Genomic DNA, 25579 nt, shown 5'->3' with positions numbered 1-25579 from the left:
GGAAAGGAACGTGATCGGGCGCAAGACCAACAATCATTTATTTGATTACTGATGCGCAGAAGCAAGGTCTTTTCGATCGGGCGTTCTTCCCTGTCTAAATATACGATGTCTTATCTTTAAGACGTGGATTGGGAACTCGGGCGTGCATTACACCTTCAATTTTCCCGGCCTCGCACCGTACTGGAAAATGTTCCTGGATGGAGCGCTGACCACCCTGGAACTGACCCTGGCCTCGACCGTGTTCGGCCTGATCCTGGGGATTCTGTGCGCCATCGGCCGGCGCGGCAGCCGGCCCTGGCTTTCCGCGCTGTGCGGGGTCTATATCGAGACCGTGCGCAATACGCCGTTCCTGGTGCAGATTTTCATTTTCTATTTTGGCCTGTCCAGTCTGGGCTACACCATGCCGGCGGAATGGGCCGCAGTGATCACCATGGTCATCAATGTGGGCGCCTATTCGGGCGAGATCATCCGCGCCGGCATGGATGCGGTTCCGCCCGGCCAGATCGAGGCCGCCGAATGTCTGGGCCTGTCGCGCGTGCGGATCTACTGGCATGTCGTCATGCTGCCGGCCTTCGAAAAGGTCTACCCCTCCATCACCAGCCAGTTCGTGCTGATGATGCTGATGTCCTCGGTGACCTCGCAGATTTCGGCCGAGGAGCTGACCGGGGTGGCCAACAATGTGCAGTCCATCACGTTCCTGTCGCTGGAGACCTATATTGTCGTCGCCTTCCTGTACCTGTGCCTGGCCGTGCTGCTCAAGGCGCTGTTCTGGCTGGGCGGGGTGATCCTGTTCCGGCGCCGCCGGATCGTAGCCCGGGCGGCGCGGGCCGGTGGCGCGCGCCCCCGTCTGGAATCATCCGGCCGGACGGTCATTCCCGGCGGAACGGCATAGGAGATCGCCATGGATGAATTCAGCCTCGTACAGTTCGTCTATCTGCTCAAGGGCCTGGGCTGGACCCTGGTGCTGTCGGCCTTGTCCTTTGTGCTGGGGTCGCTTGCCGGCTTTGGCGTGATGCTGGCGCGCGTGTCGCGCCTGGCGACGGTCCGGTTCCTGACGTCCCTGTTCATTCAGACGATCCAGGGCATCCCGCTGCTGGTGTTGCTGTTCGTCGTGTATTTCGGCGTCGGCATTTTCGGTATCGATGTGCCGCCGCTGTTCGCCGCCGGGGTGGCGCTGATGGTGTACGTCAGCGCTTTTCTGGGGGAAATCTGGCGCGGCAGCGTGGAGTCCATCGAAAAAACCCAATGGGAAGCCGCCGAATGTCTGGGGTTTTCCCGCTGGCAGTCGCTGATCCTGGTGGTCATCCCCCAGGCGGTGCGCCTGTCGCTGCCCGCGACCGTGGGTTTTCTGGTGCAGGTCATCAAGTCCACGTCCCTGGCCTCGGTCGTGGGATTCGTGGAACTGACCCGCGCCGGCCAGATCATCAACAATTCCCTGTTCCAGCCCTTCCTGGTGTTCGCCCTGGTGGGCGGGTTCTATTTCCTGCTGTGCTTCCCCTTGTCCAAGTGGAGCCGAACCATGGAGAAGAAACTCAATGTCGGCCGTCGTTAGTCTCCAGAACGTCCATAAGTCCTTTGGACGGAATCAGGTCCTCAATGGCGTGTCCTTCGACATCGCCCGGGGTCAGGTGGTGGCCATCATCGGCCAGAGCGGATCGGGCAAGAGCACGGCGCTGCGATGCATCGACCACCTGGAGTCGATCGACGAGGGCCAGATCCAGGTCTGCGGCCACCAGCTCGGAGGCGCCAAGGTCGATCTGGAACAGCTGCGCAAGGACGTCGGCATCGTCTTTCAGAGCTACAACCTGTTTCCCCATCTGACGGTGGGCCACAACATCACGCTGGCCCTGCGCCACGTGCGCAAGCTGCCGCGCAAGACCTGCGAGGAGCGTGCCCGCCAGGTTCTGGAAACCGTCGGCCTGCTGGAAAAATACGACAGCTATCCCGAGCAATTGTCCGGCGGGCAGCAGCAGCGCGTGGCGATCGCGCGCTCACTGGCGATGGAGCCTCAGGTGATGTTGTTCGACGAAGTGACCTCGGCGCTGGATCCGAAGCTGACCGGCGAGGTGCTGAAAGTCATCGAGAAACTGGCCGAGGGCGGTATGACGATGGTGCTGGTGACGCACGAGATGGCTTTTGCCCGGCGCGTGGCCGATCAGATCGTGTTCATGCATCACGGTCAGGTCTGGGAAACCGGCGGCCCCGAGATCCTCGTCAATCCGCAAACCCGGGAATTGCAGGATTTCATAGGCAACGGCCTGTAAAACGCATAGGCCGTTGCCTATGAAGCACCGGAGCCGGACGGCTCCGCGACCCTCACTCAGGAGACTTCAATGATGATTAAAAAGCGCATTCTGGCGGCCACCTTCGGATTCGGATTGTGTGCCTTCGGCGTGGCGGCCCAGGCGGGCGATCTGGATCAGATCAAGAAGGACGGCGTGATCCGCGTGGCCATCGCCATGGGGGTGCCGATGTTCAGCTATGCCAACGCGCAGATGCAGCCCGAGGGCTCGGATGTCACCACGGCCGAGATGCTGGCCAAGGACCTCGGCGTGAAGCTCGAGCTGGTGCCCATCACCAATGCCGCGCGCGTGCCGACGATCCAGACCGGCAAGGCGGATCTGGCGGTGGCGAATCTGTCCATTACCGAGGAGCGCGCCAAGGTCATCGATTTCTCGGTGCCCTACGCTTCGTTGCAGATCATCGTGGCCGCCCCCAAGGAGGTGAAGATCACCGGCTATCAGGACCTCAAGGGGCTGAAGATCGGCGTGACCCGCGCCACGGTGAACGACTCCGACATCACGAAGAACGCCCCGGACGCCAACATCCGCCGCTTCGAGGATGATGCGACGCTGGTGACGGCGGCCGCCTCGAAGCAGGTGCAGGCGATGTCATCGCAATGGCCCAACGTGGCCGAGGTCAACAAGAAACTCAAGGACGACCCCTACGAGACCAAGTTCGTCCAGCATGAGTTCATGCTGGGGATCGCCATGCCCAAGCAGACGCCCAGGCTCAAGGAATGGGTCGATAACTGGATCCGGACGAACCTGAAAAACGGCCGCTTGAACGAGGCCTACAAGAAATATCACGGCAGCGACCTGAGTCCCAAGGTGCTGGCTGTCGGGGGTTGATCGTCATGACGGCGCTGCCCCTCATGGACGGCGCCGTGTCCGGCCCGGTTTCGGGCGACCGGGGTCAGAACTTGTAGCTCACCCCCGCCATTACGCTGCGGCCATTGCCGGGCAGGAAGGTCGGCATGGCGGCTGATCCGGTGTTGCGGATGACGAAGGCGCTGGCGTAGGTCTCGTCGGTCAGGTTGTCGCCCTGCACGTAGGCCTGCCAGTGCTTGCCGATCTGGTAATCGACCTTGAAGCCCAGCAAGGCATAGCTGTCCTGCTGGGTGCCGGGCGTGTTGGCGTGATTGGTCTCCGTGGCGGACGGCATCCAGCGCACGTTGGGGCCAAAGCGCAGTCCGCCGACGCGGTACAGGACCTCGGCGCTGACCAGATGACGCGGCACACCGGCGATGCGGTTGCCCGCGTATTCGCCGCCCTTGAAGCGGAAGTCGCTGAAGGTATAGGCGACCCGGTAGTCGAATCTGGCGCCTTCGCCGGGCGCGGGGGTGGTGCCGCTCAGGCCCAGTTCGATCCCCTGATGACGGGTGCCGCCGCGGTAGTTGTAGGTGCCCGCCGCCGTGCCGTTGGCCGTGCTGACCGACATCAGTTCGTTGCGCACGTCGCTGCGATAGAACGTCAGCGCCCAGTGCGGTGCGTAGACCCCGGCGCCCAGGCGGCCGGCACCGCCGATCTCGACGGTGTCGGCGCGTTGCAGCGCCAGTTCGCTGAGGCCGGACATGCCGGTTGTGTCGTTCATGGGGTTGGGCAGTTTGCCCCCGTGGATGATTTCCCAGTAGGTGGGCGCTTCGTTGCTGCGGCTGACGTTGACGAAAAAGCGCTGGTCTTCGGTGGGCTGCCAGATCAGGCCGAGCTTGGGGCTGACGTAGTTCCAGTCCTGATCCAGGGATTCTCCGGTGAACCGGTCACGCGCGTCGCGCACGGCCTGGGTGAACTTGAGATCGCCCACGACCGTCCACCGCGGCGTGGCATGCCAGGCGAAGCCCAGCAGCGCGCTGCGGTTTTCCGCCTGCAGGTCGTAGTTGCCGTAATGGGTCTTGCGATCGCCCGTCTCTTTGTTGACGGAATACAGATCGCGATCCATGTCGCTGCGGGCCCAGTCCAGCGCGACGCGGTAGTCGAGGGTGCGGTATTTGCCCGCGAGCTGCCATTGCGCCCCGTAGGTCATGCCCTCGGTCACGGTGGAGGTGATCGGATCCTGGAAGGTATCGTCGATGTTCTGGGCGTAGAGGCCGAAAGTGCTGTTCAGCGCGTCGGTGCCCCAGTAGGTGCGATTGGCGGCGCGGAACTGGCTCGATGCACGGTGCGGATGGCGCTTGCCGATGTCGATCATGCTGAAAGGCGGCTTGAGCGCAATGCCTTCGCCGTTGGTCTGGCGCGGGTCATGCTCCATCTGTTCGCGCGTCACGACAAAGGGGATGTCGATGTCCAGGTCGGTGTACGACAGGTACGTCCGGTTTTCGAAATTCTCGCCCAGGATGCCGAAGTTGCCCTGGATGCTGGTGCGATCGGAGCCCGAGTAGTGGCGGTAGCCGTCGTAGGTATCGTAGGTGACGCTCAGGCGGCCGTCCAGATTGTCACCGCGGAAACCCTTTGCGGCCCGGGCGCCGACACGGCCGAAACTGCCGCCTTCCAGGCTCAGTACATCGCCTTGCGTGCCGGTCAGGGATTGAAAGTCCAGTTCGCCGCCCAGCGTGGTGGCGGCGGGCGACAGTGCGTTGGCGCCCCGGCGCACGCTGATCAGCCGAGCATTGCGCGGTTCCAGAAAACCGATCACGAACGATCCGTCGGCCTCGTTCAGCGGCAGGCCGTCCTGCATCAACAGGACGCCGCGGTTGACGGGGTTGCTCTGGATGCCAGAGCCGCGGATGTTCAGGCGCGGCTGGTCCAGCCCGCCGAAGAATTCCTGGACCACGAGACCAGGCTGATAATCCAGGGCGTCGCGCAGGGTGGCCAGCCGGGTTTCTTTCTGGGGTTCGATCAGATTGGTGCCGCCGGCCACGCCGTCCAGACGGGCGCGCTCGGCCTGGACGCCCGGGTTCAGCGGGGTGGCCGGCGTGTCGCCGCTGACGGTGATGGGATTCAGGCTCTGGACGTCCTGGGCGTGGGCGGAGGTCAGGCCGGCCGCCAGGGTCAGGGCCAGCGCGAGAGGGGTGCGGGCGTGTCGTTTGCTCATGAGGATTCCTGAGTCAGGGGAGAGGAAAAGAGGCGGGCGCCGGATCGGACCCGGTGGGCGGGACAGAGGGCGTCCTGGCCGCCGGCCCGTCCGGTGGGCCGGAGACATCGGGGTGCGCCTGGACCTGGCCGTCGGCCACGCGCAGGATGCGGTCCACCAGGCCGGTCAGCTCCCAGGGCTGGTGGCTGATGCAGATCAGGGCTGCGCCGGTGGCGCGGGCCTGTTCGGCGCACAACCGTCCGAGGTCGGCGCGCAGGGCGGGGTCCAGCGCGCTGAAGGGCTCGTCGAGCAGCAGCAGGTCCGGTTCCAGCGCCAGGGCGCGGGCCAGGGCGGCGCGCTGGGCCATGCCGCCCGACAGTTCGGCGGGCCAGGCCCGCGCCGCGTCGGCCAGTCCGACCCGGGCAAGCCAGCGGTCGCGCTGCGCGGCGATTCTGTCGGCAGGGAGCCCCCCCGCGCGCAGGGCGATATCCAGATTGTCGGCCACGCTGCGCCAGGGCAGCAGCCGGGGCTCCTGAAAGACCAGGCGGGTGCGCTGGAAGGTGTTGCGGCAGGTGCCGCGGTCCGGCTGCAGCAGGCCCGCCGCCAGCCGCAGCAGGGTGCTTTTGCCCGCGCCGCTCGGACCGATCACGCCGATGCGTTCGCCGGGGCGCACATCCAGGCCGATGCCGTCGAGCACGACGCGTCGTCCGAAGGCCAGGCCGAGATCGCGCATTTCAAGCATGGCTGGGCTCCTGCCAGCGGGTCAGGCGGCGCTGGATGGGTTGCAGCAGCAGGAATTCCAGCAGCGCCACCAGGCCCAGGATCAACAGGACCCAGGCGTAGAGCCGGCCGCTGTCGAAGGTGCTGCGCGCATTGGCCAGCGCATAGCCGACGCCGCTTTCGGCGCCCAGCACCTCGGCCATGACCACCAGCCGGACCCCGCCGCAGGCGGCGATCAGCAGTGCGGCCGTCAGGGGCGCGGCCAGTGCGGGCAGGTAGATGTGGCGCAGCCGCGTCCAGGCGCTGAATCGATAGACCTGTCCCATTTCCAGCAGGTTGGCGTCAATCATGCGCATGCCCTTGACGGTATTGACGTACATGCCGGGCGCCATCATCAGGATGGTGATGAAGATGACCATGCCCGAGCCCAGGCCGAACCAGAGCATGGCCAGCACCACCACGACCACGGGCGGAATGGCCATCAGCAGCCAGCGCAGAGGTTCGAGCAGGCCGCGCAGTCGCGCATCATGACCGGCCAGTACGCCCAGGGTGAAGCCGATGGCGCAGCCCGTGCCGACCCCGATGGCGATGCGCGTCAGGCTGTCGATGCTGTCCGTCCAGAAGCCCGGGTCGTCGGCCAGAAGGGTGATCGAGCGAAGGGCCTCCAGAGGCGTGGCCATCAGCATGGGGCCCATCATGCGGGCGGCCAGTTCCCAGCCGGCAAAGATCAGGAGGATACCCAGCACGGACCAGAACCGGGACGTGCGCGCGCCCGCCGGCGGGGCGTTCATGCCGGGATTGGCGCGATGTTCAGGATGGCCCGCTCCGCTCATGGCCCGTAGAAGCCTGCGTCGGGCAGTCGCGCGCCGACGGCTTCGGGGTTGTGTTGCAGGATCAGGCGGTAGAGCGCTTCCAGGTCGGGCCGCACGGCTTGCGCGTCGCGGCTTTCCAGCCGGGTGACGCGGATGGATGTCTCGAGCGCCCCGGTGGGCATGAAGTCCAGGTATTTGTGCACCATGCGGGCGCATTCGGCCGGCTCGGCCTTGCACCAGCGCGCCGACTGGTCGTAGGCGCGCACGAAGGCCCGGGTCAGTGCCGGATCGCCGGCGACGCTGGCATGGGCCATGATGCCGGCCTGCGGCAGATCGGGGTGGTCCGGGAATGTCTCGCGCCAGGCGTCCTCAAGGCTTTGCACGCGGTGCAGCGGCACGCCGCCCTGGCGTTTGCTCTGGGTGATCAGGAGCGAGACGGCGGGCTCGGTCAGCAGTGCGCTGCGGGCGTCGCCGGCCAACAGCAAGGCGGTGGCATCCTGTGTGTTGCCCGTATAGCGGATGGCGGGTGCCCGTTCGCCGGTCAGGCCCTTGGCGCCCAGCAGCCGTTCCAGCAGCAGCGCGGGCAGGTCGCGCTGGAAGGTCGTCAGCAGCGGCCGGCCGGCCAGGTCGGCGACCGTGCGGACCTGCGGGTCGGTGCTGACGAACCACAGCAGCCCCCAGACAGAGACGTTCAGCAGACGCACGGGCATCCCGCGATTGACCATGATGGCGGGCAGGTTGACCGGGGTGGCGCTGAAATCGACCTCCTGTTTGGCCAGCAGCACGCGCAACTGGTCCGGGCTTTTCCAGTGGCGGAATTCCACCTTGTCGGCCCAGTCGGCCAGAGCGCCGGTCTCGACCATGTGGATGAGGGGGAAGCTGACAGCCGCCGTGGGACCGGCCAGCACCAGGCGGGCGCGTGGCGCGGCGAAGGCAGATAGCCCCGTGCTCATCAGGATGATCAGCAGGCAGAACCGCATCAAGCGGTATGATGAATGGAGAGACTCTCTCATATTTAAATGCGAATTATTATCAGTCTTATATAGTCGCATTCAAATCCATCGACCACCAATGACAAAAATCAATCAGACCGAGGATTCTCCGGCCCGGGTATTGGGGCACCCCCTGTTCCGGGGCGCGCCGCCAGCGATCGCGCGGCTGTTGTTGCGCGACGCCGCGCTCCTGCATGTCGAGGATGGCACCGCGCTTTTCCGGGAGGGCGAGGATGCGCTCGAGTATCTGTATGTCCTGAGCGGCGGCATCGAGGTGTTGCGGCATACCCAGGACGGACAGGAACGCGTGTTCCATATTTTCCGGGTGGGTCAGGTGCTGGCGGAGACCGCCATGTTCATGACGCATGAGCGCTATCCGATGCACGCCCGGGCGCATGGCGACGCCATTGTGGTGTGTCTGAAGCGGGCCGGTCTGCAGGCTGCCTGCCGCGCCTGGCCGGAATTGTCCATGCGGCTGCTGACGCGCCTGAGCGACCGGGTCTATCGCCGGGTCAATCAGGTGGAATGGTTCAGCGACAGCACGGCCGCGCAGCGCCTGGCGGATTATCTGCTGCGTCTGCGGCCTGGCGAGGAGATGGCTGTGCGCCTGCCGTTGACGCAGCGCCAGCTTGCGACGCACCTGGGGGTGCGCGCGGAGACGCTGAGCCGGCTGCTGGCGGACTGGGTGGCGCAGGGCCGCATCACCGGCGCGCGTCGCGACTGGATCCTGTGCGATCCGGCTTTCCTGGACGATCTGGCGCAGCCTGTGCGGCGCAGCTTTTGATCGCGGTTGGCCCCGTCCGGGCGCAATACCCGCGCCCCGTGTGCGCGTGTCCGGTCTGTCTGCGCGCGGAAGCCTTAAACTGAAAGATTCCGCACCGATTTTTTCGCACCGATCTCTCGAAAGGACCCCGTCATGGCCAAACCGCTGCGCTCCTCGAACATCACCCAGGGCGTCGCCCGGGCACCGAACCGCTCGATGTATTACGCGCTCGGCTACACGGAATCCGATTTCGACAAGCCCATGATCGGCATCGCCAACGGCCAGAGCACCATCACGCCGTGCAACAGCGGTCTGCAGCCCCTGGCCGATGCCGCCGCCGATGCGATCAAGGCGGCGGGGGGCAATCCCCAGATGTTCGGCACGCCGACGATTTCCGACGGCATGGCCATGGGCACGGAAGGCATGAAATATTCCCTGGTGTCGCGCGAAGTCATCGCCGACTGTGTGGAAACCTGTGTCCAGGGTCAGTGGATGGACGGGGTGCTGGTGATCGGCGGCTGCGACAAGAACATGCCGGGCGGCATGATGGGCATGCTGCGCGCCAATGTGCCCTCGATCTACGTGTATGGCGGCACCATCCTGCCGGGCAGCTATTGCGGCCAGGACCTGAACATCGTCAGCGTGTTCGAGGCGGTGGGCGAGCATGCCGCCGGGCGCATGTCCGAGACCGATCTGCGCAACATCGAGACGCATGCCATCCCTTGCAGCGGTTCATGCGGCGGCATGTACACGGCCAATACGATGAGTTCTTCATTCGAGGCCATGGGCATGAGCCTGCCGTATTCGTCCACCATGGCCAATGTGCACCAGGAAAAACTCGAGTCGGCCGCAGAGTCGGCCCGCGTGCTGGTCAAGGCCGTCGGACTGGACCTGAAACCGCGCGACATCGTCACGCGCAAATCCATCGAGAACGCCGTGGCGGTGGTCATGGCCACCGGGGGCTCGACCAACGCCGTGCTGCACATCCTGGCCATCGCGCATGCCGCCGGAGTCGAATGGACCATCGATGATTTCGAACGCGTGCGCCGACGCGTCCCTGTCATTTGCGACCTCAAGCCCAGTGGCAAGTACCTGGTGGTGGATTTTCATCAGGCCGGCGGCATTCCTCAGGTCATGAAGCTCCTGCTCAACGCCGGACTGCTGCATGGCGATTGCATGACGATCACCGGCAAGACGATCGCCGAGACCCTGGCCGACGTGCCCGACGCGCCGCGGGCCGATCAGGATGTCATCCATGCGCTGGACGATGCCCTGTATCCCGAAGGCCATCTGGCCATCCTCAAGGGCAATCTGGCAGAACTGGGGGCGGTGGCCAAGATCACCGGCCTCAAGAACCCCGCCATCACAGGCCCGGCGCGGGTCTTCGACGATGAGCCCTCCGCGATGGAGGCCATCCTGGCCGGGCGCATCCGCGCGGGCGACGTGATGGTGCTGCGCTATCTGGGCCCCAAGGGTGGGCCGGGCATGCCGGAAATGCTGGCGCCGACCAGCGCCCTGGTGGGCGAGGGGCTGGGCGATTCCGTCGGCCTGATCACCGATGGCCGGTTCTCCGGAGGAACCTGGGGCATGGTCGTGGGCCATGTCGCGCCGGAGGCCGCCGTGGGCGGCACCATCGCCCTGGTCGAGGAGGGCGACTCCATCACCATCGACGCGCGCCGCCAGCTGTTGCGGCTGAACGTACCCGATGATGTTCTGGCGGCCCGGCGCGCGGCCTGGACGCCGCCCGCGCCGCGCTACACGCGCGGAGTGCAGGCCAAATTCGCTTTCAATTGCTCTGACGCCAGCACCGGCGCGGTGCTGGACCGATTCGAGGATCGCTGAATGAATGAGGCACAACGAGCCCTGCAAGCGCAGATTCGCCGCGAACTGGGCGTGGTCGATGCGTTTGACGTCCAGGCCGAGATCGAGCGGCGGGTGGCATTCCTGGCGGACTTGTTGCGCGCCACCGGCGCGCGCACGCTGGTGTTGGGCATCAGCGGCGGTGTCGACTCCCTGACGGCGGGGTGCCTGTCGCAGCGGGCTGTCGAACGCGTGCGCGCGCAGGGCGGCGAGGCCCGGTTCGTGGCCATGCGGCTGCCTTATGGCGTCCAGCTCGACGAGGCCGATGCCCAAGCCAGTCTGGCGGTGATCGGCGCCGATGAACTGTTGACCGTGGACGTGCGGCCCGCCGCGGACGCGATGCTGGATTCAGTCGAGACGGCCGGCCAGACGTTCCGCGATGCCGCCCAGCAGGATTTCCTGCATGGCAACATCAAGGCCCGCCAGCGCATGATCGCGCAGTACGCCGTGGCCGGCGCGCGCGGTGGTCTGGTGGTCGGCACCGATCATGCCGCCGAGGCGTTGATGGGGTTTTTCACCAAATTCGGCGATGGGGCCGCCGATGTCACGCCGCTGGCGGGGCTGTGCAAGCGCCGCGTACGGGCGCTGGCGGCCGCCCTGGGCGCACCTCACGCGCTGGTGTTCAAGGTGCCCACGGCCGATCTGGAGCTGCTCAAGCCGCTCAAGCCCGACGAGGATGCCTTTGGCGTCAGCTACGAGCAGATCGATGATTTCCTCGAGGGCCGGGCAGTCTCGCCGGAAACCTTCGACATCATTGTCTCCACCTGGCGTCGCAGCGCCCACAAGCGGGCGCTGCCGATCGCCCCCTGAGGGCCCGTGCGCCGGGCGCCGGATATCGCGGGCCCGCGCGCGATCGGATGGGCCATCCGGGACTGGTCTCGGTTTGGTCGCGGCCTGCCGCCAGGCCCGCAGCGTCAGGCCATCAGCCCGGCGGCGATCTCGTAGGACCGCAGGCGGGCCGCATGGTCGTGCATGTTGCAGGTGATCATCAGCTCGTCCGCGCCGGTGCGTTCGACGAAGGCGCGGATCTGCGTGGCGACCGTGTCCGGCGCGCCGACGGCGGCACAGGACAGGATGTGATCCAGCAGCTCGCGGGCGGGCGGGGGCAGGGATTCCAGATAACCCTTGACAGGGCGGGGCAGGCGGCCCGGCCGGCCGGTGCGCAGGTTGATGAAGGACTGTTGCCAGGAGGTCGCCAGAAAACGGGCCTGTTCGTCCGTGTCGGCGGCGAATACGTTGTAGCCGAGCATCACGTAAGGCTTGGCGAGGTAGTGCGAGGGCTGGAATCGGCGCCGGTACAAAGCGATGGCGTCCATCATCTGCGCCGGCGCGAAATGCGAGGCGAAGGCGTAGGGCAGGCCCAGCAGGGCGGCCAGCTGGGCGCCGAACAGGCTGGAGCCCAGAATCCAGACGGGGACCTTGCAGCCATCGCCCGGCACGGCGCGCACCGGGCCGCAGCCCTCGAAATAATCCATGAGTTCGGTGACGTCGCGCGGAAAGGCCTCCGGGTCCGAATCCAGCGTGCGGCGCAGCGCCCGCGAGGTGACCTGATCCGAGCCGGGCGCGCGCCCCAGGCCCAGGTCGATGCGGTCCGGGTACAGGGTTGCCAGGGTTCCGAACTGTTCGGCGATCACCAGGGGAGAATGGTTGGGCAGCATGATGCCGCCGGCGCCCACGCGGATGCGCGAGGTGGCGGCAGCGACGTGGCCGATCAGCACCGCGGTGGCCGCGCTGGCGATGCCTGGCATGCCGTGATGTTCGGCCATCCAGTAGCGCCGGTAGCCCAGGGATTCGGCGTGGCGGGCCAGGTCCGCCGTATGGGCGAAGGATTCCGCCGCATTGCCGCCTTCGGCAATGGGCGCCAGGTCCAGGACAGAGAAGGGAATGGCGGCGTGTGTCATGAGGATTCCGGCAGGTTGATGATGGTTTGCTGCATCAGCGCCACGGGGGTTCTTTTGTCAGCGTTCAGGGCATGGACATCGATCTGGACGATGGTCAGCGTCCGGCCCGCGCGGACGACCTCGCCGATGGCCTCGAGGGATTCTCCCTGTGCCGGGGCCAGCAGATTGATCTTGAATTCGACCGAGAGGACCGTGTGGTTCGGCGGTGCCAGCGTCAGGGCGGCAAAGCCTCCGGCCGTGTCGGCGATCGTGGTGGTCGATCCGGCATGAAAATAGCCCAGGTGCTGGGTCAGGCCAGGGCCGTAGGGCAAGTGGATATGCACCCGGCCCGGCACGACCTCCCCCAGGCGGGCGCCCAGGTGGCGCAGCAGGCCGGACCGGTCGAAGCTGTCCTGGATCCGGGCACGCAGGGTGGCGTCTGGCGTGTCGATCGTGGCAGTCGATGGGGTCATGACGAGTCCTGTATAGTCGTGAATCGCAAGCATGCCGAGAGTGGAAGCAACCCTCACCGTGTCCTACGATAAGCCATTTTCCTCCGCGCCCCAAAATCCGGTGGCCGACCGCTCCCGGTCGGCCGCACGGCCTGGCTCGGGCATCGGTCTGGCCGTCTGCCTGGCCGTGGCGGCCATGGTCAGCGTGCAGACCGGCGTGTCGCTGGCCGTTCCGGTGATCCACGACTATGGCGCGCTCAGCACCTCCAGCCTGCGCCTGTGCTGGGCTGCGCTGGCGCTGATGCTGTTCGTGCGTCCGCCCTTGCATCGCTACGACGCGGCGCAGTGGCGCGCGGCCCTGATCCTGGGGGCGGCCATGGCCATCATGTCCCTGGCCTTTTTTCTGGCGATCAAGCGCCTGCCTCAGCACCTGACCGTGGCGCTGGAATTCTGCGGCCCCCTGGCCGTTGCCGCGCTGGGCGCGCGCGGCTGGCGCGCCCTGGCCTGGCCCTTGCTGGCCGCCATCGGGATCGGCCTGCTGGTGCAAGGCGACGCGCGTCTGCCGGGTGGCGCGGACCCGGTCGGCATTGCCTTTGCCCTGCTGGCCGCGGCCGGCTGGGGCGGGTACATCATCATGATGAAAAAGATCGGCCCGGTGTTTCCCGGCCTGCAGGGACTGACGGTCTCGCTGACGGTCGCTGCATTGCTGTCGCTGCCTTTCGCCGTGATCGAGACCGGTCCGGCGCTGTTCCCCTGGGAGCAACTGGTGTTTACCGTGGGGCTGGCGGTGCTGGTGCCGCTGATTCCCTATATTCTGGAAATCATCGCCTTGCGGCGCATGCCGGCGGCCATGTTCGGCGTGCTGATGAGCCTGGAGCCCGCCGTCGGCGCAACGACCGGCTGGGTCTTTCTGGGGCAGGGCATGAGCATCAGCCAGATGTTGGGCACGGGTCTGGTGGTCGCCGCCAGTATCGAGGTCGTGCGGGCGGGGCGGCGCGCGGCGGATGCCGCCTCCGCGTGATAGCGGGCCTCAGCATTCCACCACGTTCACGGCCAGCCCGCCGCGCGAAGTCTCCTTGTATTTCGATTTCATGTCGGCGCCGGTCTGGCGCATGGTCTCGATCACCGTGTCCAGCGACACGTGATGCTTGCCATTGCCGTGCAGCGCCAGGCGCGAGGCATTGATGGCCTTGTTGCCGCCCATGGCATTGCGTTCGATACAGGGGATCTGCACCAGGCCGCCTACCGGGTCGCAGGTCAGACCCAGGTTGTGCTCCATGCCGATTTCGGCGGCATTCTCGATCTGAGTCACTGTGCCGCCCTGTACTGCCGTCAGGCCGGCCGCCGCCATCGAACAGGCGACCCCGACCTCGCCCTGGCAGCCCACCTCAGCTCCCGAGATCGAGGCGTTTTCCTTGTACAGGAAGCCGATCGCCGCAGCGGTCAGCAGGAAATCCACCACGCCATCCTCGGACCAGCCGGGAATGAAGGCGCGGTAATAACGCAGCACGGCGGGCAGCAGCCCCGAGGCCCCGTTGGTCGGCGCGGTCACCACGCGGCCACTGGCGGCGTTTTCCTCGTTCACCGCCATGGCATACAGGTTCACCCAGTCCATGGCGAACATGACGTCGTCTTCTTTTTTGGGCCCGGCCTTGAGCTGGGCATGCAGATCCGGCGCACGGCGGCGGACCCGGAGCCCCCCCGGCAGGACTTCATCGGTCACCGGCCCTTGCAGGCCACAGCCCCGGTCGATGGCCTCGTCCATGACCTGGGCGATGCGCAGCACACCTGCCCGGACCTCCTCGGGGGAACGCAGCGTGGACTCATTGGCCATCATCAGCTGGGCGATCGTCAGGTGGTGCCGCTGACAGGCGTCGATCAGCTCGGCCGCGGTCGAAAAGGGGTAGGGCATGGGCGCATGCTCCGGCACCGTCTCGTCGGTTTCGATGCTGTCCAGCGCGCGGATGAAACCCCCACCGATCGACACGTAGCGTTCATCGAGCAGCGTCGCGCCTGCGGCGTCCAGGGCAATGAAACGCATGCCGTTGGGGTGTTCCGGCATCGGCTTGACCCGGCCCGAAAAGACGCGTCCGGGATCGAAGCCGATGGTGTGCCGGTGCCACAGTGTCAGCCGATGATCGCGCGTCACGGCATTCATCAGGCCGCTGATGGCGGCAGGGTCGACAGTATCCGGAGCCTCGCCCATCAGGCCCAGCATGATGCCCATGTCGGTGCGGTGACCCGCGCCGGTCTCCGCAAGAGAGCCGTAGAGCTGGATGTTCAGGCTCGCCACTTGATCCAGCAGCCCCCGGCCGTCCAGATTGCGGGCGAAATTGCGTGCTGCGCGCATCGGTCCCACCGTGTGCGAACTGGAAGGGCCGATACCGATTTTGAAAATGTCGAAGACCGACAGCGCCATGATCTTCCTCCTGCGCACGTGATCTGTTGAAGAAGGCAGCCAGACGTCGGGCCCGGTCATGCCGGGGGGACGCGACGTCTGAAAGGTTTTTGTTGATTCTAGTGAATTGGTGGATTCTTGATTGAACGAAAGCGACATGAGGCAGGAATGAAATCCGCTCTTATTCTGTAGTCCTGATGATGCGCGTATTTCGATGTATTGAGATTATGAAAAAAAGTATAATAAAAGCGACATATGAGTGAGTTTTTATGAATGTAAGCGACATCCCCTTGAGAATAGGGTTCGCCCTGCTGCCGCAGTTTTCGATGAGCGCCTTGGCGTCCTTGACCGATCTGCTGGGGGTGCTCGATGCCCAGCGCGGCACATTCGGTCCCTGCGCCTGGGAGGTCGTTGCCGATACCCTGATCCCCGTGCGTTCGGCCAGCGGCATCCAGGTCGTGCCGACGGATTTGCTGGGCGATCCCCTGCGGTTCGATTATGTGTTCGTCGTGGGCGGTCCGTTCCCCCCGGCCGAGGCGAGGCCGGCGCTGTCCGCCTGGCTGGAGCAGGCGGCCCGGGGTGGACGCTATCTGGTCGGCCTGTGCAATGGTGTTCACGCGTTGGCCCAGGCTGGCGTCCTGGCGGGGCACCGGTTGTGTGTCGCCGGCGACCAGTACCGGGATTTTGTCGAACGCTTTCCCGCCCTCGATCCGGAGCGGATCGTCACGGACCGACCCGCAGTGTTCGACCGGCGTCGCATTACGTGTGTCGGCGGCGCGGCGGTCACGAATGTCGCCGCGCGCATCCTGCGCCGTCATCTGCCGGAGGCCGATGTGCGCCGCGCGCTGCGCAGTTTGCAGATCGATGCGGCTGCGGGGCCGGGCGGGCAGATCCAGCCGCCGCCGCCCGGCGTGCCGGCCGACAGCCCCTCGGCTTTGCGGCGTGCCACGCTGGTGATCGAGCAGTACGCAGGCCAGATCCAGCGGCTGGACGGTCTGGCTGATCGCCTGGGGCTGTCCGCACGTCAGTTGCAGCGATTGTTCCGCCAACATCTGGACACGACGCCACAGGCCTATGCCCGGGCCGTGCGCCTGCGTCAGGCGACGTGGATGCTGCGCCATACGGACAAATCCATCGCCGTCATTGCCTCCGACTGTGGGTTTGCCGATGCGGCCCACATGGGCCGTGTCTTTCGCGCCGAGTACGGGATGGCGCCCGGTGTCTGGCGGCGCAGCGCAGCGGGCCGCGCCGAAAACACCGTATAATGATATTTCTTTTTCCGGTGCGACGTTCTGCCGCACCGATGCTGCCCGAGTGGTGAAATTGGTAGGCGCAGGGGACTCAAAAATAGGTACTTCTACCTATACGCAACATGAGTTCGATGCCCGCCAAGCCGCATGGGATAGGGGTTTGAAGTATTTTAGGCACCGGCAACGAAAACGTTGGTTTTCGTTCTAGGAGCCAAATAGGAGCCAAACGGGTTCGTACTGGCTCCTGGCAGGTGGTAGTAAGTAGTAGTGAAGTAGGACTGCTTCACAATTTTGCCCGGGTGGTGAAATTGGTAGACGCAGGGGACTCAGACCAAATTTGAGCCCTCCGGGGGAAACCCCAGAGGTGAAGCCCGTCAAACTCGGTGAAGGCCCTGGACGACAAGTCCGAGCTAATGCCGAGCCAAGCCCTGGAGCCGAAAGGCCCCTCGGAAGGTGTAGAGAGCAGACGGCGGGCACCTAAAGCGAAGCGTTGACGCGATGCTATGGTGAAGGCGTGCTCCAGACCACGAACGCCGTTCTTCGGAACGTCGGCGGTGAAAACCGAAGTGGTAAGAAAATCCCCCGCCGCAAGGCGTGCCGGATCGATTCCGGCCCCGGGCACCAATTTCGGAAGGCCGTCTCTGTTTATCAGAGACGGCCTTTTTTATTTTCTGGTGAGAGCGGCCACAGGTCTGAATCGACCCGGAACCTCTAGCCCGGAAATTTCACGGTAAGCACCCGGTAAAGCCGTCTTGAACCACCCGGGGTGCTTCCGATAGTGTCCACCATTTTTAGGTGGACACCATGTCGAAGACAGAATTAGCCCCCATACGCCGACGCCGGTCTTATCCCAAGCCCCTGAAGGCCCAGATTGTGGCCGAGTGCCGTCAACCTGGCGTGTCCGTGGCAGGTGTCGCGCTCTCGCACGGCATCAACGCAAACGTGGTGCGCAAATGGATCCGGCAGGCCGAGCAGCTCCCTGTCCCGGCACCGGCATTCGTGCCGATCATGTCGTCTGGATTGTCGCCAGGCCCGGGTCGTCACATCGAGATTCGACTGGCTCGCGGTGCCGTGCAGGCCACGGTGCACTGGCCTGTCAGCGAAGCGGGAGCCTGCGTGTCGTGGCTTCGCGAGTGGCTGCGATGATTCACGTCGAAGCCATTTGGCTCGCGACCGAGCCGCTGGATATGCGCGCGGGTGCCGGAACGGCCCTGGCGCGCGTGGTGACGGTATTCGGTGCGGCCCACCCGCATCACGCGTATTGCTTCGCCAATCGTCGCGCCAATCGTATGAAGGTGCTGATCCATGATGGGATTGGCGTGTGGCTGGCAGCGCGGCGCCTGAATCGGGGCAAGTTCGTCTGGGCCGATGCGATGCACGGGCCGCATATCGAGCTCGATGCCGCGCAGTGGCACGCTCTGGTGCTGGGCCTGCCGTGGCAGCATGTGGGTTCGGCGGGTGCCATCTCGGTGCTGTAAATCAGGCAAGACGCCAATACCACCACAAGGCGGTCGGCGGCATACTGCCGCCTATGGATTCGGCAATCTCCCTCGATCAGCTCGACGAGCAGCAACTGCGCACATTGGTTCAGCAACTGATGGGCGAAGTGGCGGCACGCGACGGGCAGATTGCCACACGGGATCAGGTGATCCACACCAAGCAGACGCATATCGATCAGCTCACGCATGAGCTGGCCCTGTACAAGCGCTGGCGCTATGGCAAGCGTAGCGAACAGTTGAATGCCGCCCAGCTCAGTCTGCTGCAAGAGACGATGGACGAGGACCTGGCGGCCATCGAGGAAGAACTGGACGCCCTGCGGGACGTGCCCGCAGCCACGCCACAGAAACCACGAGCACCGCGTCGCCTGCGGCTGCCCGCCGAGCTGCCGCGTGTCGACATCCACCATGAACCGGCCTCGACACAATGCCGGTGTGGTTGCCAGATGCAGCGCATCGGCGAGGATGTCAGCGAGCGTCTGGACTTCGTGCCAGGCGTCTTCACTGTGGAGCGCCACATCCGTGGCAAGTGGGTATGTGCCCAGTGCGAGACGCTCACGCAGGCACCGGTCCCCCCTCAGATCATCGACAAGGGCATCCCGACGGCTGGCCTGCTGGCACAGGTACTCGTCGCCAAGTATGCCGACCACCTGCCGTTGTACCGCCAGGAAGGCATCTTTGCGCGTGCCGGGGTGGCGCTGCCTGGCTCGACGCTGGGCGACTGGGTGGGCGTGTGCGGGCTGCGCCTGCAGCCGCTGGTCGATGCGCTCAAGGTGGAGATGCTGGGCCGCACGGTGCTGCATGCCGACGAGACGCCGGTGCAGACGCTCAAGCCTGGCGCGGGCAAGACGCAGCGGGCGTATCTGTGGGCGTACACGCCCACGTCCTACGACAGCCTGCGGGCCGTGGTCTATGACTTCGCGCCCAGCCGTGCCGGGGAGCACTGCCGCACCTTCCTGCAGGACTGGCGCGGCAAGCTGGTGACCGATGATTACTCCGGCTACAAGGCCGGGTTTGCGGCAGGCATCACGGAGCTGGGCTGCATGGCGCATGCCCGGCGCAAGTTCCACGATCTGCACGTCAACCACCAGAGTCAGATCGCCGCCCAGGCGCTGGAGCTGTTCGCCAGCCTGTACGGTGTCGAGCGCGAGGTCTCAGAGCTCTCCACCGATGACCGCAGGCAGATACGGCAGGAGTGTGCGCGACCCATGGCAGACACCCTGCATCGGTGGTTGATCGCACAACGTCAGCGAGTGCCCGATGGCTCGGGGACGGCACGAGCCATCGACTACAGCCTTAAGCGCTGGGAGGCGTTGACACGATATCTGGACGATGGCGATGCGCCGATCGACAACAATTGGGTGGAAAACCAGATCCGGCCCTGGGCGATCGGGCGCTCGAACTGGCTGTTTGCCGGGTCGCTGCGTGGCGGCCAGCGGGCGGCCGCCATCATGAGCCTGATCCAGTCGGCGCGCCTGAACGGGCATGATCCGTATGCCTATCTGAAGGATGTGCTCACGCGCCTGCCATCGCAGAAAAACCATCGGATCGCCGAGTTGCTGCCCCATCGGTGGGCCCCCGCTGCTTGATCTCTACCGTCAAGACGGGTTGACCGGGTGCTTACAACGTACGGGACAAACTGACGCGTAATTTCGTACTTGAGGCGCGAGCCCGCCGTACCGTCCGCCAGGCCGCTGCCAATGCCCCGGCGCTCGTCATTCTTGCCATAAAAATTCACTTCCACACTGGGTTGCAAGTAGAGCTTTTGGGTCAACAAGATGTCATATTCCGCCTTCAGCCCCAGAGCGCTGCGGCCGCTTGGACCAACATAGGCAGTGGCATCGACTTCAAACCAGTAAGGCGCCAGTCCTTTGAAGCCGAATGCCAACCATTCCCGGTTCGGTGCACCTCGATCATGATCGAAACGCACGCCCAACTCTGTGTCCCAGAATGTTGACACTGCATGACGCCACAACAATTGCGTCCTGGACTCTTGCAGTTTGCCGCTCGCCACTTCGCCTTCGGCCTTGATCACGGCGCGAGTATAGATGCTGCCATACCATGCTTCACCTTCATAGGCCGCCCACTCCTCGCCTCGCGCCCTGACGTACTCCAATCGGTCGAAATTCACTGAACCGAAGTTGTGCATGTCGGACATGACCAACTTCTCTGAGGGTGGCAGCGCATACTTGCCCGCATTGCGAACGTAGCCATCCGAGTAGGCATCGGGATCGCGGGCGCCGGGTGGCGCCGAACCACCTTGCATTTGCATATCGCCGTGGTCCATGGCGTCCATATTGTGGGCAGAGACCGGCGCATTGGAGCTCGGCTGGCCGTGCGTCATCCCTTGCATGGCGGAGGACTCCTTGCTCATTACTGGCCGCTTCATCGGCGCCTTCATAGCGTCATGGCCTTGTGCTGGAGCTTCCCCACCGCCATGGTTCATGCTGGACATGTTCATGGAGCCGTGATTCATGCCTGAGGCCGTCGCTGGTGTATTCGTCGCCTTTGAAGAGTCCGAGGTGTGGCCGGCATGTCCCCCATCCGGCTGCGCGTAGGCAAGCACGGGTATCATCCCCGCTGTAGCGATGGCCGCTGCAAGAAACTTCTTCTTCAATTGATTGTTCATGACCTGGATGCCTGACGGATTGTTCATGCTTTTCATGCCACCACCACTTCGCGAAACATCCCCGCATCCATGTGCAGCATCAGATGGCAATGCCACGCCCACCGCCCAAGGGCATCGGCCGTCACCAGGAAGCTGATCCGCTGGGCCGGCTGCACCGGAATCGTGTGCCGCCGGGCCTGGAACCGCCCATCGGGCGTCTCCAGTTCGCTCCACATGCCGTGCAGGTGCATGGGGTGCGTCATCATGGTGTCGTTGTGCAATATGACTCTGACCCGTTCGCCATAACGGAAATGAACCGGCGTCGATTTTCCGTATTCCACGCCGTCGAACGACCAAGCGTAGCGTTCCATGTTTCCGGTCAGGTGCAGCTCGATTTCCCGCTCGGCGCCACGAGGATCCATCGGCCCGCCCACGGTATGCAGGTCAGCGAGCGTCAGTACGCGCCGGCCATTGTTACGCAGGCCAATGCCCGGATCGTCCAGATTGGTGCGCGGCATGTCTACCCGCATGTCGATACTCGGCCCATATTCCGTCCTGGCATGGCGCACCTGGGTGCTGGCGCCGGTGGCCGTCATCGCGCTGTGATCCATGCCCGCCATACCGGCGTGATTCATGCCCTGCATGGCGCCATGACTCATCCCGGCCATATTGCCGTGGCTCATTCCGGCCATGCCACCGTGGTTCATGCCACCCATAGATGGCTGGCTGGCGCCGCCAGGGCTCATGCCCGCCATGCCGCCGCCCATGCCGCCCATCATGTCTGCCATGGTCAACCATTCCACAGGATCAAGCGCGGGCACGGGCGCTTCGAGCCCGGCGCGGACAGCCAGCGTACCGCGCGCATAGCCGGTGCGGTCCATGGCTTGTGCATAAATGGTGTAGGCGTCGTCTTTCGGCTGTACCAGCACGTCATACGTTTCGCCCGGACCAAATCGGAATTCATCGACGGTGACCGGCTCCACATCGACGCCATCGGCTTGCACGACCGTCAAGCCAAGGCCCGGAATCCGCACGTCGTAGAAGGTGTTCGCCGCCCCATTGATGAAGCGCAATCGAACACGCTCGCCAGGTCGAAACAGCCCCGTCCAGTTCCCGGCCGGCGTGGTGCCGTTCATCAGGTAAGTGAGGACATCGGCCGACAGGTCCGCCAGGTCCGTGGGACTCATGCGCATTTCATTCCACATCTTGCGCTTGTCCACGGCCGCTTTAAGTCCCATGTCGGAGACATCCCGGAAGAAATCCACTGCCGTGGGCTGGTTATAGTTGTAATAGTCACCCTGCGTCTTCAGTTTGGCGAGCACCCGCATCGGGTCTTCGTCGGTCCAATCCGACAGCTGGACGACATACTCTCGATCGGCGCGTATAGGATCCGCCACTGCCGGGTCGATGATGATCGCCCCGTAAACGCCGGTAGCTTCCTGCATGCCCGAGTGAGAGTGGTACCAATAAGTGCCGCTTTGCTGCACTTTGAACCGATACGTGAAGGTTTCCCCAGGCGGAATTCCCACAAAACTGATCCCGGGTACGCCGTCCATCTGAAACGGCAGGATGATGCCGTGCCAATGGATGGAGGTGGCTTCTCTCAGGTGGTTCTTTACCCTGATGGTCACCGTATCGCCCTCGCGCCATCGCAAGGTCGGCGCAGGAAGCGAGCCATTCACGGTAGTTGCCATGCGGGGACTGCCCGTGAAGTTGACGGGAGACTCACCGATTTCCAGATTGAATTCGGTTCCAGTCAGGATCTGCGCAGAGCCTGTGCTGGTCGTCCGGCTCGACTGCATCCCAAGTGCTCGGGCATAGGGCGACAGACCAAGAAGCACGCCGCCAGCAGCTAATCCTTGAACAAAGCGGCGGCGAGACATGAACGGTACGGGAACAGTTAGCGTAGACAGACGTTTCACGCGTGAGAATCCTGTGAGCTGGGTTTTTTAGTTGAAATTTGCCTGTCGAAGACTAAAACGACAAACGCCATTACTTAACCTTAATCAAGTGCGACTGTCAGGCTGGTGACAGGCTGATTGCTTTTTTGTAATCAATGGATCAGTCCTATCCGAAGTCAAAAAAGAACGGGCCAAAACCCCATTTTCGTTCCTGCTGCCTTCATGCCGCAAAAACACAGCTTGATTTTTGGACATGCGAGGCCAGTTGTCGTATTTCTTGGATGGGATCTAATGGTCGATAATTGACGCGCGGTTCATAATGCAAATGAGGACCACTGGATACTCCGGTTGAACCCTGGCTTCCGCGGAGGCTGTTTGGTTGAAGTGCAAACAAGCCTCGCAGTGAATCGAAGATACCTCTGGCTGAAGAAGTAGGCACCGGCGCCAGGCAACCAAGCCAGTGCTGGCGCTAGCATGGCTAATAAAAAACGGATCGATGTCACTTCAACTGCTCATCATCCTAAATGTTTGGTTGTGGTAGTCGATTCAGGCACTGGAGCCGGCGCGGGTTCGCTTTTCTTTCCACTATGCTCAGAATGACATGATTGCATTCCTTTCATCATGAAGAGCATCATCAGCGGACAGATCAAAAAAAATAAAAAGGGGCTTATCGAAACAATCCACTCTCGTGCAATCGGCAACGCCGCGTAGGCCACAGCAATCAGCAAAGCCAATCCCAGGCCGCCTTTCAGCATGGTCTTCATATCGCATTTCATCTCTCGACACTCCTTTTATTGAACACTTGCCGGCATTTACCTACATACCCGGCAACGACACCACTATAGCGACCCATGTCTGTCAGGCGGATTGCTTCAGCATTACATCTTTGTCATCTTCATGTCGCGTTTCCTGATTCCACGGAATTCCATCTAACTCCAAGTGACGTAGCGCCCTGCATATACGTTGCAGGAACATGTATTACGAACATGTAATTTCGAGGTAATCGTTACGTCAGAGGCGAAACCATATAGTTCTGACCATTGGTCCTGTTGTGAAGAGATCCGCCCCTTCGGTCGGAGTTTCTTCGCCACGATGCAAGGGCGTCGTCGGCGTCGCATTGATGTTGCTTCGCTTGATCTCGCCCTGAAAGGTGAGACTTTCGCTCGGCCGTGGTCAGCAAGCAGGTTTTCCTTCCCTGCCTATATTGGAGGCATCATGCTCAAACTTCGTCCCATTCTTCTGGCTGTCACTCTCGCTTTTTCCGTCAGTATGGTCCATGCGTCATCCCTTCCTAACGGCGTCGTCTATAGCGCCAATGAAGGTGACGGATCCATTAGCAAAATCACCCTAAGCACGGGTGATGTACAGACGACTCAGATCAGCGTCATCCCCCACAATGTGCAGATTGCTCCCGACGGAAAAACATTGCTCGCTGTCGGCACAGCAAAAATGGAAGGAGGTGGGCATGGTAATGGACCTGGCGCCAGCGCCAACAGCCATGGGGATGCCGGCCTGCTGATCCTGGATGTGGAGCGGCTTGATAGAGTGCTGAAAACGCTGCCTTCAGGCGACCATCCTGCTCATGTTGTCACCAGCCAGGATGGCCGCTACGCCTATATTACGAACGCAGATGCAAACCAATTGTCCGTCGTGGACACCCAGACAGGGAAATTTGCCGCTGAAATTGCCACCGGTGCTTATCCTCACGGCCTGCGATTCAGCCCGGATGGACACGAGCTTTACGTCGCGAATGCCAGCGATAACTCTGTATCCGTCATTGAACCTAAAACCCTCAAGGAAAAAGCCAGAATTTCTGTTGGAAAAGCGCCCGTGCAAGTGGCATTCACAAAGGACGGCAAGCAGATGTATGTCTCACTGCGAGATGAGAACAGCGTCGCAGTCATCGATATTGCTGCAAGGAAAGTCATCAACCAGATAAATGTCGGTCGTGGCCCAATCCAGTTGTATGCCGGCGCAGGCGATACGATGTTTGTGGCCAACCAGGGAAGCGACACCAAGCCGGATAATACGGTATCGGTCATCGATACCCAAAACCAGAGCGTGATCGGGACGGTGGTGACGGGCAAAGGTGCCCATGGGGTAGTCGCGAGCAAAGATGGAAAATACGTCTTCGTCACCAATGCTCTTGATAATAGCGTGAGCGCGATCGACGTCGGTACCCAAGAAGTGGTTGCCACCTACCAGGTTGGGCCCAATCCCAACGGGATCACATATCGCAGCCTCCCTTAACCGAGGCAGCGCATGTGGGCGAGCTTATATAGCGGTCAACGCTGGTTGAAAACTGACTCTATGAACGCAAATATTGTGATATGCGAAATAGTGGTCCTACCTCGCAAGAGCCACACGAACATTGCGTGTTTGTAATGTTCGTGTCATGTCGATGACAGTGCGGTAGGATTACAGTCATCCATGCAATGTTGATGAGATCTGGTTTTAAGAGGTACACAGCCGTGAAGCTGCTCGTGGTCGAGGATGAGGTCAAAACAGGGGATTATGTCCGTCAAGGCTTAACAGAGGCCGGCTTTGTCGTAGACTTGGCTCGAACCGGCCTTGATGGGCATCACCTGGCACTCACCGGCGCGTACGATCTGATCATCCTGGATGTCATGTTGCCTGATGTGGACGGCTGGCGAATCGTGCAGGCGCTTCGGTATGAGAAGTCCTCTACGCCCGTGCTCTTTCTGACGGCAAGAGACAACGTGGAAGATCGCGTAAAAGGACTGGAGCTTGGCGCTGATGACTATTTGGTCAAGCCATTCGCTTTTTCGGAACTGCTGGCGCGCGTACGTACCTTGCTGCGTCGCGGCGCCGCTTCCGCTTTTCAAGGCAAGCTGCAGGTCGCTGATCTCGTCCTTGATATCCCGCGCCGTCGCGCCGAACGCCAGGAGAGACGCATCGCCCTCACCAACAAAGAGTTCGCGCTGCTGGAGCTTCTGGTTCGTCGTCAGGGTGAGGTATTGCCCCGGTCGCTCATTGCGTCCCAGGTATGGGACATGAACTTTGACAGCGATACGAATGTCATTGATGTCGCAATAAGACGCCTGCGCGCAAAAATCGACGACGACTTCGAGCCCAAGCTTATCCATACGGTACGCGGCATGGGCTACATGCTGGATGTCGCTCTCCCAGGCTGACGG

At 63.1% G+C, this 25579-nt stretch carries 24 protein-coding genes; 14 read left to right on the top strand and 10 right to left on the bottom strand.

Annotation, left to right across the window (positions count from 1 at the left end; genetic code table 11):
* Positions 1-142: 142 nt before the first annotated feature.
* The 4 genes from ACK5JE_RS06570 (at position 143) to ACK5JE_RS06555 (ending at position 3131) form a co-directional block, all read left to right on the top strand.
* Complete coding sequence (locus tag ACK5JE_RS06570; RefSeq protein ID WP_416800894.1) at positions 143-892, top strand: amino acid ABC transporter permease; 750 nt, start codon at positions 143-145, stop codon at positions 890-892.
* Between the two features lie 9 nt (positions 893-901).
* Positions 902-1552: an amino acid ABC transporter permease gene (locus ACK5JE_RS06565; RefSeq protein WP_416800893.1), complete on the top strand. Its 651-nt coding sequence runs from the start codon at positions 902-904 to the stop codon at positions 1550-1552.
* Positions 1536-2264: an amino acid ABC transporter ATP-binding protein gene (locus ACK5JE_RS06560; protein ID WP_416800892.1), complete on the top strand. Its 729-nt coding sequence runs from the start codon at positions 1536-1538 to the stop codon at positions 2262-2264. Before ACK5JE_RS06565 ends, ACK5JE_RS06560 begins: the two co-directional genes overlap by 17 nt.
* 69 nt (positions 2265-2333) lie before the next feature.
* The gene (locus ACK5JE_RS06555) at positions 2334-3131 is read left to right on the top strand and encodes a transporter substrate-binding domain-containing protein (RefSeq protein ID WP_416800891.1); all 798 of its coding nucleotides are present in this window, start codon (positions 2334-2336) and stop codon (positions 3129-3131) included.
* Between the two features lie 64 nt (positions 3132-3195).
* On the opposite strand, the gene ACK5JE_RS06550 is transcribed toward ACK5JE_RS06555, so the two are convergent.
* Genes ACK5JE_RS06550 through ACK5JE_RS06535 form a run of 4 tightly spaced genes read right to left on the bottom strand, consistent with a single transcriptional unit; the run spans position 3196 to position 7801 of the window.
* Positions 3196-5310, bottom strand: a complete 2115-nt coding sequence (locus tag ACK5JE_RS06550; protein WP_416800890.1) for a TonB-dependent receptor family protein — start codon at positions 5308-5310, stop codon at positions 3196-3198.
* Between the two features lie 13 nt (positions 5311-5323).
* Positions 5324-6031, bottom strand: coding sequence for an ATP-binding cassette domain-containing protein (locus tag ACK5JE_RS06545; RefSeq protein WP_416800889.1), 708 nt, complete (start codon positions 6029-6031; stop codon positions 5324-5326).
* Entirely contained in the window at positions 6024-6842 is an 819-nt protein-coding gene (locus tag ACK5JE_RS06540) for an ABC transporter permease (RefSeq protein WP_416800888.1), read from the bottom strand. Before ACK5JE_RS06540 ends, ACK5JE_RS06545 begins: the two co-directional genes overlap by 8 nt.
* On the bottom strand, positions 6839-7801 hold the full coding sequence (locus ACK5JE_RS06535) for an ABC transporter substrate-binding protein (protein WP_416800887.1): 963 nt from the start codon (positions 7799-7801) through the stop codon (positions 6839-6841). Before ACK5JE_RS06535 ends, ACK5JE_RS06540 begins: the two co-directional genes overlap by 4 nt.
* A gap of 91 nt (positions 7802-7892) precedes the next feature.
* Between ACK5JE_RS06535 and ACK5JE_RS06530 the strand changes: the two genes are divergently transcribed.
* From ACK5JE_RS06530 to nadE, 3 genes are all read left to right on the top strand, one after another.
* On the top strand, positions 7893-8597 hold the full coding sequence (locus tag ACK5JE_RS06530) for a Crp/Fnr family transcriptional regulator (protein ID WP_416800886.1): 705 nt from the start codon (positions 7893-7895) through the stop codon (positions 8595-8597).
* 132 nt (positions 8598-8729) lie between these two features.
* Complete coding sequence (gene ilvD, locus ACK5JE_RS06525; protein WP_416800885.1) at positions 8730-10418, top strand: dihydroxy-acid dehydratase; 1689 nt, start codon at positions 8730-8732, stop codon at positions 10416-10418.
* Entirely contained in the window at positions 10419-11246 is an 828-nt protein-coding gene (nadE, locus tag ACK5JE_RS06520) for an ammonia-dependent NAD(+) synthetase (protein ID WP_416800884.1), read from the top strand.
* A 104-nt stretch (positions 11247-11350) separates the two neighbouring features.
* On the opposite strand, the gene ACK5JE_RS06515 is transcribed toward nadE, so the two are convergent.
* Positions 11351-12337 carry an LLM class flavin-dependent oxidoreductase gene (locus ACK5JE_RS06515; protein WP_416800883.1) on the bottom strand — a complete coding sequence of 329 codons (987 nt, stop codon included), beginning with the start codon at positions 12335-12337 and terminating at the stop codon, positions 11351-11353.
* A complete protein-coding gene (locus ACK5JE_RS06510) occupies positions 12334-12789 on the bottom strand; it encodes a PaaI family thioesterase (protein ID WP_416800882.1) in 456 nt (151 codons plus the stop codon). The genes ACK5JE_RS06515 and ACK5JE_RS06510 overlap by 4 nt, the downstream gene beginning before the upstream one ends.
* A gap of 31 nt (positions 12790-12820) precedes the next feature.
* Here ACK5JE_RS06510 and ACK5JE_RS06505 point away from each other — a divergent pair, with 31 nt between their 5' ends.
* Complete coding sequence (locus ACK5JE_RS06505) at positions 12821-13789, top strand: EamA family transporter (protein WP_416800881.1); 969 nt, start codon at positions 12821-12823, stop codon at positions 13787-13789.
* Positions 13790-13798: 9 nt separating this feature from the next.
* On the opposite strand, the gene ACK5JE_RS06500 is transcribed toward ACK5JE_RS06505, so the two are convergent.
* On the bottom strand, positions 13799-15187 hold the full coding sequence (locus ACK5JE_RS06500) for an L-serine ammonia-lyase (RefSeq protein ID WP_416800880.1): 1389 nt from the start codon (positions 15185-15187) through the stop codon (positions 13799-13801).
* Positions 15188-15435: 248 nt separating this feature from the next.
* Between ACK5JE_RS06500 and ACK5JE_RS06495 the strand changes: the two genes are divergently transcribed.
* From ACK5JE_RS06495 to tnpC, 4 genes are all read left to right on the top strand, one after another.
* The gene (locus ACK5JE_RS06495) at positions 15436-16431 is read left to right on the top strand and encodes a GlxA family transcriptional regulator (protein WP_416800879.1); all 996 of its coding nucleotides are present in this window, start codon (positions 15436-15438) and stop codon (positions 16429-16431) included.
* Positions 16432-17220: 789 nt separating this feature from the next.
* Positions 17221-17562: an IS66-like element accessory protein TnpA gene (gene tnpA, locus ACK5JE_RS06490; protein ID WP_416800878.1), complete on the top strand. Its 342-nt coding sequence runs from the start codon at positions 17221-17223 to the stop codon at positions 17560-17562.
* Entirely contained in the window at positions 17559-17894 is a 336-nt protein-coding gene (gene tnpB / locus ACK5JE_RS06485) for an IS66 family insertion sequence element accessory protein TnpB (RefSeq protein WP_416800877.1), read from the top strand. The genes tnpA and tnpB overlap by 4 nt, the downstream gene beginning before the upstream one ends.
* A gap of 53 nt (positions 17895-17947) precedes the next feature.
* Positions 17948-19501, top strand: a complete 1554-nt coding sequence (gene tnpC, locus ACK5JE_RS06480; protein ID WP_416800876.1) for an IS66 family transposase — start codon at positions 17948-17950, stop codon at positions 19499-19501.
* On the opposite strand, the gene ACK5JE_RS06475 is transcribed toward tnpC, so the two are convergent.
* From ACK5JE_RS06475 to ACK5JE_RS06465, 3 genes are all read right to left on the bottom strand, one after another.
* Positions 19411-20577, bottom strand: coding sequence for a copper resistance protein B (locus tag ACK5JE_RS06475; protein ID WP_416800875.1), 1167 nt, complete (start codon positions 20575-20577; stop codon positions 19411-19413). The two genes, tnpC and ACK5JE_RS06475, sit on opposite strands and share 91 nt — an antisense overlap.
* The gene (locus ACK5JE_RS06470) at positions 20574-22403 is read right to left on the bottom strand and encodes a copper resistance system multicopper oxidase (protein WP_416800922.1); all 1830 of its coding nucleotides are present in this window, start codon (positions 22401-22403) and stop codon (positions 20574-20576) included. Before ACK5JE_RS06470 ends, ACK5JE_RS06475 begins: the two co-directional genes overlap by 4 nt.
* Positions 22404-22936: 533 nt before the next feature.
* A complete protein-coding gene (locus tag ACK5JE_RS06465) occupies positions 22937-23185 on the bottom strand; it encodes a DUF2933 domain-containing protein (RefSeq protein WP_416800874.1) in 249 nt (82 codons plus the stop codon).
* 451 nt (positions 23186-23636) lie between these two features.
* Here ACK5JE_RS06465 and ACK5JE_RS06460 point away from each other — a divergent pair, with 451 nt between their 5' ends.
* Both ACK5JE_RS06460 and ACK5JE_RS06455 read left to right on the top strand, forming a co-directional pair.
* Positions 23637-24671 (top strand): beta-propeller fold lactonase family protein, encoded by a 1035-nt coding sequence (locus ACK5JE_RS06460; RefSeq protein ID WP_416800873.1) that lies wholly within the window; start codon positions 23637-23639, stop codon positions 24669-24671.
* 221 nt (positions 24672-24892) lie between these two features.
* The gene (locus ACK5JE_RS06455) at positions 24893-25576 is read left to right on the top strand and encodes a heavy metal response regulator transcription factor (protein WP_416800872.1); all 684 of its coding nucleotides are present in this window, start codon (positions 24893-24895) and stop codon (positions 25574-25576) included.
* The last annotated feature ends 3 nt before the right edge of the window (positions 25577-25579 follow it).

This window comes from Castellaniella sp. (assembly GCF_047971665.1).
Lineage (GTDB): Bacteria > Pseudomonadota > Gammaproteobacteria > Burkholderiales > Burkholderiaceae_B > Castellaniella.
Note: the sequence above shows the minus strand (reverse complement) of the source record. Positions and strands in the feature narration are given on the sequence as shown.